A 13,009-nucleotide genomic window follows, 5' to 3' on the forward strand; every position below is an offset into this window, starting at 1 on the left:
ATAAATTTGGATTAAACGACAAAGGTATATGTTTTTAGAAAATTTGTGGGGTTAACCCACAATAATTTAGTTTTAATAAAAAACCCCTCGCCTGTAACAGGAAAGGGGATGAGGTTTTATTTTGAAAGAAGTTTGTTATATTCTGCACTATTTGCAAGCAATGCCACCGATTTTTGGATCTCAGAATTACTTGTAGTATAATACTTGTAAAGGCCTTCTTTGTATTGGTAACGTTTAATAAGCTCGTCCAGTAACAGCTGTTTTATTTCCTGTTTGTTGGTATTAAGCTCTTTTTCTTCGCTCTTTTTCAGGGCAGCAAGTAATAGCTGATACTCAGCATTGATGTTAGCATCAATTTTTTCTTTCTTCGCCACTTCCATAGCTGCTTTTAATGCTTTTTCTGTCTCTGTGTCAAACTCAAATTTATCTTTTTTAAGCGATTGTTTCAACGCTTCAAAGTCGGCATCGGTAACATTCGGAATGGTAGATAAAGTTGGGTTTTTGTAGTAATAGGTTGTAGCATAATTAAATATACCATCATTTTTTATCAAAGCATCAGCAATAGCACTCTGTTTTGATTCGTCCAACTGAACATCCGGCAATATACCACCGCCATCATATACCGTTCTTCCTTTTTTGGTTTTAAAGGCATTATAATCTTTTTTATCAATACGAATAGCTTTACCGTCTACATCTTTATGAGCATAATCTAAAGCCTGGATACCACGTCCCGAAGGTGTATAATAACGTGAAATAGTAACTTTAACCTGTGTTCCATAAGTAAGATCCAGCGGACGCTGTACTAATCCTTTTCCAAAACTCCTACTGCCCACAATAACGGCACGGTCGAGATCCTGTAAAGCGCCTGCAACAATTTCAGATGCAGAAGCACTGCTTCCGTCTACTAAAACTACCAAAGGAATCTCTGTATCTACAGGAGGTTTCTGGGTTTTATAAGTATTGTTGTAGTTCTCGTTTTTAGATTTAGTGGTAACAATGATCTCGTTTTGAGGCACAAACAGGTTGCAAATGTTTACCGCTTCATTAAGCAGTCCGCCCGGGTTACCTCTAAGATCCAGTATAATATTTTTTGCACCGTCTGCTTTAAGCTGTAGTAAAGCTGCTTTTGTTTCGCTCGACGCTTTAGCATTGAACTGCGTTAAAACAATGTATCCGGTTTCTTTGCCTACCATAGCAAAGAAAGGTACAGCCTTAATATCTACAGAGTTAAGTATTATTTTTGTTGAAAAGGTTTTGCCCTGGCGCATGTATTTTATATCTACTGCAGTATTCTTGCTGCCTTTAAGCAGTTCGCCGGCATCTTCTTTAAACTCGGCAAGATTAATATCGCCAATTTGTATTATTTCGTCTCCGGCTTTTAGTCCCGCTTTATCTGCAGGATAATCTTTATAAGGCTCTTTAATTATAAGTTTGCCTTCTTTTCTTGTTATCAGTGCGCCTATACCGGTATATTCTCCGGTGTTGTTTATTTTAAACTTGGCAACATCCTGCTCGTTAAAGTAAACAGTATACGGGTCAAGATCTGTCAGCATATTTTTTATGGCTTTATCCATAAGCTGCCCAGGGTTTACCTCGTCTACATAGTTGTTATTTACAGTTTTGTATAGCGTGGTAAATATCTCTATTTGTTTTGCGATCTCAAAAAAGTCGTCCTTGAAACTGGACCCTACAAACAGGAAACCTGCGGCTATAACCGGCAGCACATATTTCTTTTTCATACCTTTTAGCATACTATTTCTTTTTCTTTAATTTTTTCCTGACGATGTAAAATGCAATTACGAAAATAAGGATAAAAGGCCAAAAGTACAGTAAATCAATAAAGAAACTTGAAATACTGTTAAATCCGGATTTTACAGCGTTCCATATTTTAGAACCGTACGATACTGTAGCGTCTGGCAGTTCGGCGGTTTTCTTATAAAATTCAAGGTTTATGGTACTTAAAGCCACACGGTTTTTCATGTACCGAAGCTGACCTTCTTTTGCCTCGATTTCTTCACGAATGGCCGATAGCTCTTTTTCGATCTCCAGTATTTCCGATACTTTTTTGGCTTTTCCAATAAGTTCCAGATAACGGGCTTCCAATACTTTTTTGGCTTTTAATCTTGCTTCTGTATCTACATACTGTTCTGTAACATCTTCAGACGAGATTTCTTTGGCATCAAAATATTTTACGCCTTTACTGATTTCTGCAATAAAAGATTCAAAATGCTGTGACGGAATCCTTACAATCATACTTCTTGTTAGTGTATAATCGCTATTTCCTTCGGCATCAGATTGTATTTGTGCCTTATATTTTTTTACAGCATTTTTTACAGCATCAGCAGTTACCAAAAGATCTTCAGTCTCAAATCGGATACTGGCATTTTTAATGATCTTTTGTGACGTATAATCTGTTTCAGGCATGGCATCTTGAGCCGATTTACCACTATTCTCTATGGGTGCTGTCACAGGCGATTCATCAACAGCAACGGCTTCTGATACGGTAAATTGTTCAACAGGGGTGGTCTTGTTGCAGGCTGTTAGTGCTAACAGCAGCATTACAGCAGAGATTGTTCTTTTCATAGTTGGCAGGTGATTTACCCTACAACGCAAAAAACATCCTGCTTAGTACAAGTTGCTAAAAAGTAATGGTTTAGAGTTCTTCCTGTGCGGCAAACTTTTCAAAAAGCTGAATGGTTTTTGTGTTTATCTCTTCAAAAGAAAGTCGGTCTTTTGTTTGATAAAAAAACATAAACGCATACGGTTTATCCAGCCTGTTTATAATAATGTGTTTGTGGTGACGATAGGTTTCGCGTAATACACGCTTAAAGTAATTACGGTCGTGGGCTTTTTTTAAATGTTTTTTAGAAACAGAAACCCCCATTTTAAGAGGCACATCTTCAATATTTTCCAGAGGAATATACACCAGGCGCAGCGGATATTTAGAAACCGTTTTTCCTTCGGTAAACATACGGTCTATCGTGGTTCGGCTTTTAAGCTTTTCATTTTTGGGGTAGGTAAGAGGCCTGTTTTCCATGTGGCAAAGGTAGTATTTAGAATTTAAAATTATGCCATCTGATGTTGGTCAAATTTTAAAGGCAGCATAACAAAAAACCCCTCTGACTGTTTCCGTCAGAGGGGTTCTAAAAGCAAATCCAGTAAAACAATCTGCTCTTAATTATATATAGGCACTAAAAAATTAGTTAGATTTTTTAGCTGGTTCAGCCTTTTTAGTTTCAACTTTCTTCTCTTTTACAACGGCTTCTTTTTTTACTGGTTCAGCAGCTGGTTGTGGTTTAGCTGTTTGAGCCGGAGCCTCTTTTGCAACTGGTGCAGCAGGCGCTGTAACTGGTGTTGGTTTTTTTTCAGCTTGTTTTGGTTGTTCTTGTGCCATTGCTACAACTCCTGTAAGCATCACTGCACTTAAAATTAAATTTTTCATATCGGATAATTTTTTTAATTACGTTTTTATACCAGTACATAAGACAAGATTAATGCCGCTATACTATCGTGACATAAAATTCTATTTAATATTTAATTTAATTAATTGTTTTTCAGATGCTTATAGTTTTATCTGTAATACTTACGATCTCTATGCCTGAACCTTATCAATCTGGGGAATGTGTAGAATTTTGAGGAAATTATTGTGGAATTTTTGTGTTATAAACGAGATATCTGTATTTAGTGCATAAAAAAAGCAGCACCTAAGTGCTGCTTTTAAAATTTATATGCTGTAATTACGGCTTAGGCGTGTAAACGTTGTTTTCTTTATTCACATCGGCCATTGTTTCGCTAGGATCGATCATCATTACCTTAACCGTTTTTAAAGGTCTGTTAATAGTAAATTCAAATGTTGGATACGACCAGTCCCAGTTGCCAAGAATCGTTCTTTTTAAGTTAGGGAACGGATTGTCTTTTATGTAACGCATCATTTGTAATGGTACATAAAAACTTTCCTGTGAGCCATCTTCATATACTGCTATAATGTCTATAGGCATTGGCATACGTCCAATTCTTTGCAGGGTTACTTTTGTGTTATTGCCCTCTTCGCTAAGTTTTAAGCTATAATCAATAGTATTGGTAGTTTGTGTCCAGTCCTGTAGGTACCAGTCAAGGTGAGCTCCTGTTATTTTTTCGGCAGTACGCTTAACGTCGTTTGGTGTAGGGTGGGTAAACTTATAATCAGCATAATAGCGCTTTATAGTTTCATTCAGTTTGTCCTGACCAATTATATAGCCCAGCTGTGCCAGGAAAATTTCTCCTTTGCTGTAAGCTGTGATACCATAGATCATGTTTTCTTCAAAACGATCCGGGTGTGTAGTTTGTGGCTGCTCTCTTCCAGTCGATACCATGTAGTAGTAGTTTGAATAAGCGTCGGCAAACGGACTTGATTCCAGTTCTTTCGGATCTTTTGGAGGCAGTACTGTGCGCATAGCAAGATCTGAAATGTAAGATGTAAACCCTTCATCCATCCATTCGTGTTTCGATTCATTACTTGCCAGTACATGCTGGAACCAAGAGTGGGCAAACTCATGGGCTGTAACGCCCACCAGGCTGCCGTAGCTGCGGTTTCCGGTAATTAGGGTACACATGGCATACTCCATACCGCCATCTCCGCCCTGAACCACTGAATATTGCTTGTATGGGTATGGGCCTACATGTTTGTTAAAGAAAGCAAGAAGCTCGGCCGTTTTTGGCTGCATCTTTTTCCAGTTCTCCAGGTACTTAGGGTTGTTTTTGTAGAAAAAGTGAAGTTCTACATTGTTTTCACCCAGTATCATGTCGTGAATATATTCTTTATCGGCACCCCAGGCAAAATCGTGCACGTTTGGTGCTACAAAATGCCATGTAAGGGTTTTAGCTTTTTTAGGATAAGTAACTTCTACACCTTTGTCCTGGTATCCTTTACCTATCTCGTTCTTGTTTTGTAAATAACCGCTTCCGCCAATGGTGTAATCCTTATCGATAGTGATCTTTACATCAAAGTTACCCCATACCCCATGAAATTCACGGGCAATGTATGGATCTGCATGCCAGCCTTCAAAATCATATTCGGCCATTTTAGGATACCACTGTGTCATTGACAATGCTACACCTTCATCAGAATTTCTTCCGCTTCGGCGAATTTGCAATGGCACCTGACCTTCAAAATCAAGCGTTAGTACAGTCGATTTTCCAGGTAATAAAGGTTTAGCAAGATTTACTTCAAGTATAGTTCCGGCTACTTTATTTGCAGCAACGGCACCGTCCTGTTTCAGGTTGGTAATTTTCAGGTAGCCTATCTCATCCGGTTTAAGGGTACTGATACGGCTTTCGGTAACGGTTTTTGTACCGGTCTTAAAGCTTTTTACCATTCTTTTGTCAGGATCTGCAATGGCTTTTAGTCGTGCATCCATCTCGCTGCCCGGCTGGAAAGCATTGTTGTACAAATGATAAAAAACACGGTCTAAAGTGTCTTTAGAATTGTTGGTATATACCAGTTCCTGTTTTCCTGCATAGCGGTATGTTTTTACATCCATGGAAAGTTCCATTTTGTAATCTACATGCTGCTGCCAGTAACCCGGGTTGGGATTATTTTGAGCATAAAGGCCTGAAACCGTTAATACTGCAAGTAATAGTAATTTTTTCATGGGTTAAAAATAAAAAAAATGGAAGGGATTGCGCCCTTCCATTAGTGAAAAATTTATAGTGTCTTATTTTCTTGACATTTTATCAGCAAGGATAATAGCGTTGTAAGCATTTACAATTTTACCTGTTCTTGATAATTCACTAAATGATCTTTTATCATCAGGATCTCCACCAAGGTTAACATCAATGCTAACAGGAATGCCAGAATCCATGATAATATGTTTTACCTGAGAAGCTGTTAGTTTAGGGTAGTAAGCACGGATAAGTGCTGCTACACCTGCAACGTTTGGTGAAGCCATAGACGTTCCTTGTAAGAATTCATAAGTATTCTCCGGAGTTGTAGCATAGATTCTTACACCAGGAGCAAACACGTCAACATCGGTCTTACCGTAGTTAGAGAAATCTGCTAAAAGGCCAGGGCCATAATTGTAGCTTATAGCACCTACAGTAAGGAAGTTGTCTGCAATTTCCTTTTGGCTTAATCTGTTATCGTTAGGGTAACGCTCTTTTATGCCGCCACCTTCGTTAAGGTCCATGCCTTCGTTACCTGCTGCACACACAATAAGAACATCTTTATCTGCCGCATATTTAATAGCGTCATATACCCAGTCGCTGTGCGTTGAAAAATATTTACCAAAACTTCCGTTAATTACCTTAGCTCCATTGTCTACAGCATAACGAATTCCAAGAGCGATATCTTTATCATACTCATCACCATCCGGCACAGCGCGTACAGCCATGATCTCTACATTGTTGCTTGCAACGCCGTCTCCACCAAGGTTATTGTTTCTTGTCTGAGCAATAATACCTGCAACGTGAGTACCGTGTTTAGCACCGTCTGCAACAGGACCTGTTACATTGTTGTTACCGTATTTCTTGTCATTAATATCATTTGGATTGTCACCTACAATTTTACGACCGTCAAATTTCAGGTTTAAGTTGTACTCAATCTGGTTGTCATAATGGTCTTTACCTTCTTTGATCTCTTTGTCAAATTCTGCTTTGTCCATTGTAGACAAGATCTGAATTAGCTGAGGTTTAACCGCATTAACCAATTGATCTGCCGATTTAAGACCTTTAAGATCTTCTACAGTATAATTTTCTTTTTTAAGTTCAGCTCTGATCTTTTGATCGGCTTTCATTATAAAGTCCATTTGCTGTTTACCAGCCTGCGCTTCTTTTATTTCTTTATCATACTCAGCCTTAGCTCTTTTGTATGTTTCAGATCCGTCATCTCCTTTTTTAAGGACACGAACAAGTTCCAGGTTTTCATGCTCAGCGTTACCAAGGAAATTCCATCCGTTAACGTCGTCTATAAAACCGTTTTTATCGTCATCAATACCGTTTCCGGCAATTTCTTTAGTATTTACCCATACTACAGGTTTAAGATCCGGGTGTGCAATATCAACTCCGGAGTCTACAACTCCAACAATTACTTTCGTTCCTTTTTTTCCTTTAAGAAGTTCATAAGCTCTGTCTACGCTCATTCCCGGAATCGAGTCTTTAACAATGTCAAGATGGCTCCAGCGTTTCTCTTGTGATTCTGTAAGTGCTGCTTTCTTAGCAACTATAGGTGTTTTTATGGCAATTGGTTCTGCCGTGATTTTTGCTGTACCGCAGCTTGCAAGAGCTAATGCCAAGGCTACCGACAGATAAATTGATCTGAATTTCATACGAATGGATTTACTATTTTAGAAATTGGTCTAAATTATTATGATAATGTTACACAAAAGTAGCTATTAACATTAAATTAGTACAAGCAAACTTCTTAAAGTTTCTCAATGCTAACTTGTTTTTAGCTTATGCTCCATGTGTTTTTGCTGGGTATTGGTATAAAAGCGAGGAAGTATATTTATCCTGATTATTTAGGATAGAATATAATACACTAAGGAAGAATCGATAAAAAAAGGAACCCGCAGCATATCATTTTGCTGAAGGGATTGTATACTAACTCAATCTATTCAAATGTTACTTTGCGGGGAGTCCTAAGTCATCTAATTCCGTTTTTTGATAAAAATAAAACGGGGGTTCAGACTTAATAGACTCCCTTTAGATGGTTTTGTTACAGTTTATTTTACTTTTAACAGATAAAATCTTCCGTTCGTCGATAAATTCCGGCTTAAAGACCAGTAATCATGCGGGTTTATTGTTTTTATTAGGTTTAAAAAATATCGTTACAGGTAAAATTTTCTTTTAAACGCACCCCTTTTTCGGTATGTTCCACTGTAATGATCTCGTTGTGGGCATCGTGTTCCAGGAATAGGTAATAGCCGTTGTCTGCTGCGGTGTTCATGAATTTTGCTTTTTCATCTATGGTAAGCAGCGGTCGGGTATCATAGCCCATAACATACGGTAACGGAATATGCCCGACAGTAGGAAGCAAATCGGCCATGAAAACAATGGTCTTTCCATTATAGTTTAAATGAGGTATCATTTGTTTTTCGGTATGTCCGTCGGCAAAAAAGATCCCAAACCCAAGCTCAGATTGCTCGATGAAACCGGCATCTGGCCTGTCAATAAATTTTAACTGGCCGCTTTCCTGCATTGGCAGTATGTTTTCGGTAAGAAAAGATGCTTTTTCACGGGCATTGGGTTTAGTAGCCCATTCCCAATGATTTTTGTTTGTCCAGTAGCTGGCATTTTTAAACGCAGGTTCATAGCCTGTACGGTCTTTGTTCCATTGTATGCTGCCGCCGCAATGGTCAAAATGAAGGTGTGTCATAAACACATCGGTAATATCATCGCGGTTAAAACCATGTTTAGCTAACGATTTGTCAATGCTATGATCGCCCCAAAGGGAGTAGTACCCAAAAAACTTATCGTTTTGCTTGTTTCCCATTCCTGTATCTACAAGGATAAGTTTGTTGCCATCTTCTATTAACAGGCATCGTGCTGCAATATCTATCAGATTGTTATTATCTGCAGGGTTGGTTTTATGCCATATTGTTTTTGGCACAACGCCAAACATGGCGCCGCCATCGAGCTTAAAATTGCCACTCTCTATAGGGTATAATTTCATTACTGTAATTTTAGGAAGTCAAATTAAGGATTTTACAATAAAAACGGGCATAAGGTTTGCTTATAACATCATATAGAGAAAAAAGGCACCTATTATTGCATTATGTAAAAATGTGGTATCTTTGCAATCAATTTAGATTAATTATAAGTTATTGTATTATGATAAAAGTATCTGAAACAGCAAAAAAGAGAGTCGCTCTTCTTATGGAAGATGAGGGTTTTAACCCTTCTACAGACTATGTGAGAGTAGGGGTAAAAAGCGGCGGTTGTTCAGGTTTGTCATACGATTTGAAATTTGACAAAGCCCTGGGCGAAAATGATAAAGTATTTGAAGATAACGATATAAAGATTGCCGTAGATAAAAAAAGCTTCCTGTATTTAGCAGGTACTATCCTGGAATATTCGGGCGGGCTTAACGGTAAAGGCTTTGTATTTAATAATCCTAATGCAAACCGTACATGTGGTTGCGGAGAGAGTTTTTCACTTTAAAAGAGTTTAAAAACTTTTAGATTGGAGCATTAAAAAGGTTTAAAGAGTAAAGAAAATATTTTGGATTTAAGGTTTAAAGCAATCTTTAAATTATTAAATCCTGAATATTTAAATAAAGTAAAATGAGTAAGTATACTGAAGAGGAATTAAAAATCGAACTCGAAAACAAAGAGTACGAGTATGGTTTTTATACCGATATTGAATCTGAAACATTCCCCATTGGGCTTAACGAAGATGTTATTCGTGCACTTTCTAAGAAAAAAGAAGAGCCCGAATGGATGACTGACTGGCGCCTTGAGGCTTACCGTGCATGGATTTTAATGACCGAGCCGGAATGGGCTAACGTACATTATACAAAACCTGATTTCCAGGCAATATCATATTATTCTGCACCCAAGCAAATTGATCCTAATAAAACACTGGACGATGTAGATCCGGAGCTATTGGCGATGTATAAAAAGCTTGGCATCTCTGTCGATGAGCAAAAGATGATGAATAATGTTGCTATGGATATCGTTGTAGATTCGGTTTCTGTAGCTACAACATTTAAAAAGACACTGGCAGAAAAAGGCATTATTTTTTGCCCAATTTCTGAAGCGATCAAAGAACATCCGGAATTAGTAAAAAAATATTTAGGAACTGTAGTGCCGCAAAAAGACAACTTTTATGCTGCGCTTAACTCGGCTGTATTTTCAGACGGGTCGTTTTGCTATATCCCTAAAGGAGTACGCTGCCCAATGGAGCTGTCTACTTACTTTAGGATTAATCAGGCAGGAACAGGACAGTTTGAGCGTACACTGGTAATTGCCGATGAAGGCAGTTATGTGAGCTACCTTGAAGGCTGTACTGCACCATCACGCGATGAGAACCAATTGCACGCTGCAGTGGTAGAGCTTATTGCGATGGATGATGCCGAAATTAAATACTCTACAGTACAAAACTGGTTTCCCGGTAATAAAGAAGGAAAAGGTGGCGTGTTTAATTTTGTGACCAAAAGAGGAATTTGTGAGAAAAACGCAAAAATCTCTTGGACACAGGTAGAAACAGGAAGTGCTGTAACCTGGAAATACCCAAGCTGTATCCTTAAAGGAGATAATTCGGTAGGAGAATTTTATTCTATCGCAGTAACAAATAATTTCCAACAGGCAGATACCGGTACAAAAATGGTACACTTAGGCAAAAATACTAAGAGTACTATTATTTCTAAAGGTATATCGGCAGGTAAATCGCAAAACAGTTACCGCGGACTGGTACAGATAGGACCAAGAGCAGATAATGCAAGGAATTTTTCACAGTGTGATTCCCTGTTAATGGGTAACAACTGTGGAGCGCATACCTTCCCGTACATTGAATCGAAGAACACATCGGCTAAAATAGAACATGAGGCAACTACAAGTAAAATTGGAGAAGACCAGGTGTTTTACTGTAACCAGCGAGGTATACCTACAGAGAAAGCTATTGCATTAATAGTAAACGGCTTTAGTAAAGAGGTACTTAATAAGTTACCAATGGAATTTGCCGTTGAAGCGCAAAAACTTCTTGAAATCTCTCTTGAAGGATCAGTGGGATAATTAGTTAGTTTAAGGTTTAAAGTTTCAGGTTTTTTGAAAGTTTTACCTTAATACGTTATACAAACAATGATTTATAAATAGGGTTCCAGTAGGTTTTGCGTAAGAACCTGAAACCTGAAACCTGAAACTTTTAATAAAAGAAATGTTATCAATAAAGAATTTACACGCACGTGTTGAAGATAAAGAGATTTTAAGAGGTATAAACCTTGAGGTTAAAGCTGGTGAAGTACATGCTATCATGGGGCCTAACGGTTCTGGTAAAAGTACACTTTCATCGGTAATTGCCGGTAAAGAAGAGTATGAAGTGACTGATGGCCAGATCTTTCTTGAAGGAGAGGATATTGGTGAAATGGCTCCCGAAGAAAGAGCACATAAAGGTATTTTCCTTTCCTTTCAGTATCCGGTAGAAATTCCGGGTGTGTCTGTAACAAACTTCATGAAAACAGCGATTAACGAAACACGTAAGGCTAAAGGCGAGGCAGAAATGCCGGCTAATGAAATGCTGAAACTAATCCGTGAAAAGTCAGAACTTCTTGAAATCGACCGTAAGTTTTTATCACGTTCATTAAACGAAGGTTTTTCGGGTGGTGAGAAAAAACGTAATGAGATTTTCCAGATGGCAATGCTTGAGCCAAAACTGGCTATTCTTGATGAGACCGACTCTGGTCTTGATATTGATGCACTTAGAATTGTTGCTAACGGTGTAAATAAACTGCGCAGTGAAAACAATGCGGTTGTAGTAATTACACATTACCAAAGACTTCTTGACTATATCGTTCCAGATTTTGTACATGTACTTTACAATGGTAAAATTGTAAAATCGGGAGGCAAAGAACTTGCTTACGAACTTGAAGAAAAAGGTTACGACTGGATTAAATCTGAGAACTAAGATGATGGAGCTGAAAGAAAAATTATTATCTTCTTTTATGGCTTTTGAAGCGAATGTAGATGTAGATTCAGATTTACACAATGTTCGTACCGAAGCAATAAAGAATTTTGAAATAAAAGGTTTTCCAACAAAAAAGGAAGAAGCCTGGAAGTACACATCGCTTAATGCAGTATTAAAGAATGACTTTAGCGTGTTCCCAAAACAGGAAAACGTAATTAGTCATGTTGAGGTAAAAAAGTACTTTATTCATGAAATTGATACGTATAAGGTAGTTTTTATAGATGGGGTTTTTAGCTCATTCCTTTCGTCTACAACACACGACGGACTGGATGTATGCTTAATGTCGTCTGCATTAACTAAGCCAAAGTACAAAGAGGTTATCGAGACTTACTTTAATAAGATCGCTAATATTGATGATAGTCTTACATCTCTAAACACTGCTTTTGCAAGCGAAGGTGCTTATATCAATATACCTAAAAATAAGATTGCCGATAAGCCTATTGAGATCATGTATCTTTCTACGGGTACAGAGGCAGCACTTATGGTGCAGCCGCGTAACCTTATTATTGTAGGTGAAAATGCACAGGTACAAATCATAGAGAGACACCAAAGCCTTAACAGCAATCCTGTATTAACCAATTCGGTTACCGAGATTTTTGTTCAGGAAAGAGCAATTGCAGACTATTATAAGATCCAGAACGACGTTCAGAGCGCAAACCTAGTAGATAATACATATATCGCTCAGAAAGGGCATAGCGTAGCTTCTGTACATACTTTCTCTTTTGGAGGTAACATAACAAGGAACAACCTTAATTTTTATCACCAGGGCGAACGTATAGAAAGCATCCTTAAAGGAATTACGATCATTGGAGACAAGCAATTAGTAGACCACTATACATTAGTGCAACATGCAGAGCCAAACTGTGAAAGCCACCAAAATTATAAAGGTATTTTTGACGGAAACTCTACAGGAGTTTTTAACGGAAAAATATACGTGGAAAGAGAAGCACAGAAAACAGATGCTTTCCAGCAAAACAACAACATCTTATTGAGCGAAAAAGCGACTATAAATGCGAAACCGCAGTTAGAGATTTTTGCTGATGATGTTAAATGTTCTCACGGTTGTACAATAGGTCAGCTTGACGAAAGCGCGATGTTCTATATGCAGTCAAGAGGTATCCCTCAAAAAGAAGCTAAGGCATTATTAATGTATGCTTTTAGTAATGAGGTAATAGAGAGTATAAAGATACCTGAACTTAAAAGCCGTATCACTAAGATTATCGCTACAAAGCTTGGTGTAAATATGGGCTTCGATCTGTAAAAAATTAACATCTATAGTATTAAAAAGCAGCATTTTATATGCTGCTTTTTGTTTTATTTAGAATTGATAAGAATAATTTGCATATCTAAAACG

At 37.8% G+C, this 13,009-nt stretch carries 11 protein-coding genes; 4 read left to right on the forward strand and 7 right to left on the reverse strand.

The genetic code is table 11. From position 1 onward, the window contains the following. Positions 1-116: 116 nt before the first annotated feature. The 7 genes from EPI11_RS11195 to EPI11_RS11225 all read right to left on the reverse strand — a co-directional run bounded on the left by EPI11_RS11195 (position 117) and on the right by EPI11_RS11225 (position 8,647). Positions 117-1,751 (reverse strand): S41 family peptidase, encoded by a 1,635-nt coding sequence (locus tag EPI11_RS11195; RefSeq protein ID WP_128390057.1) that lies wholly within the window; start codon positions 1,749-1,751, stop codon positions 117-119. A gap of 1 nt (position 1,752) precedes the next feature. Then, complete coding sequence (locus EPI11_RS11200) at positions 1,753-2,583, reverse strand: DUF4349 domain-containing protein (RefSeq protein ID WP_128390058.1); 831 nt, start codon at positions 2,581-2,583, stop codon at positions 1,753-1,755. A 70-nt stretch (positions 2,584-2,653) separates the two neighbouring features. Next, entirely contained in the window at positions 2,654-3,037 is a 384-nt protein-coding gene (gene rnpA / locus EPI11_RS11205; RefSeq protein ID WP_128390059.1) for a ribonuclease P protein component, read from the reverse strand. 162 nt (positions 3,038-3,199) lie between these two features. Next, positions 3,200-3,442, reverse strand: coding sequence for a hypothetical protein (locus EPI11_RS11210; protein ID WP_128390060.1), 243 nt, complete (start codon positions 3,440-3,442; stop codon positions 3,200-3,202). A 295-nt stretch (positions 3,443-3,737) separates the two neighbouring features. Next, positions 3,738-5,630, reverse strand: coding sequence for a M1 family metallopeptidase (locus EPI11_RS11215; RefSeq protein ID WP_128390061.1), 1,893 nt, complete (start codon positions 5,628-5,630; stop codon positions 3,738-3,740). A 63-nt stretch (positions 5,631-5,693) separates the two neighbouring features. Beyond that, positions 5,694-7,301 carry a S8 family peptidase gene (locus tag EPI11_RS11220; RefSeq protein ID WP_128390062.1) on the reverse strand — a complete coding sequence of 536 codons (1,608 nt, stop codon included), beginning with the start codon at positions 7,299-7,301 and terminating at the stop codon, positions 5,694-5,696. 488 nt (positions 7,302-7,789) lie between these two features. Further along, the gene (locus EPI11_RS11225) at positions 7,790-8,647 is read right to left on the reverse strand and encodes an MBL fold metallo-hydrolase (RefSeq protein WP_128390063.1); all 858 of its coding nucleotides are present in this window, start codon (positions 8,645-8,647) and stop codon (positions 7,790-7,792) included. A 158-nt stretch (positions 8,648-8,805) separates the two neighbouring features. Here EPI11_RS11225 and EPI11_RS11230 point away from each other — a divergent pair, with 158 nt between their 5' ends. The 4 genes from EPI11_RS11230 to sufD all read left to right on the forward strand — a co-directional run bounded on the left by EPI11_RS11230 (position 8,806) and on the right by sufD (position 12,916). Next, entirely contained in the window at positions 8,806-9,135 is a 330-nt protein-coding gene (locus EPI11_RS11230; protein WP_128390064.1) for a HesB/IscA family protein, read from the forward strand. 122 nt (positions 9,136-9,257) lie between these two features. Continuing rightward, a complete protein-coding gene (gene sufB / locus EPI11_RS11235; RefSeq protein ID WP_128390065.1) occupies positions 9,258-10,706 on the forward strand; it encodes a Fe-S cluster assembly protein SufB in 1,449 nt (482 codons plus the stop codon). A 142-nt stretch (positions 10,707-10,848) separates the two neighbouring features. Beyond that, positions 10,849-11,595: a Fe-S cluster assembly ATPase SufC gene (gene sufC / locus EPI11_RS11240; protein WP_128390066.1), complete on the forward strand. Its 747-nt coding sequence runs from the start codon at positions 10,849-10,851 to the stop codon at positions 11,593-11,595. Positions 11,596-11,599: 4 nt separating this feature from the next. Then, positions 11,600-12,916: a Fe-S cluster assembly protein SufD gene (gene sufD, locus EPI11_RS11245; protein ID WP_128390090.1), complete on the forward strand. Its 1,317-nt coding sequence runs from the start codon at positions 11,600-11,602 to the stop codon at positions 12,914-12,916. Positions 12,917-13,009 lie beyond the last annotated feature (93 nt).

Origin of the sequence: Flavobacterium cerinum (assembly GCF_004028155.1) — a bacterium.
Taxonomy (GTDB): domain Bacteria; phylum Bacteroidota; class Bacteroidia; order Flavobacteriales; family Flavobacteriaceae; genus Flavobacterium; species Flavobacterium cerinum.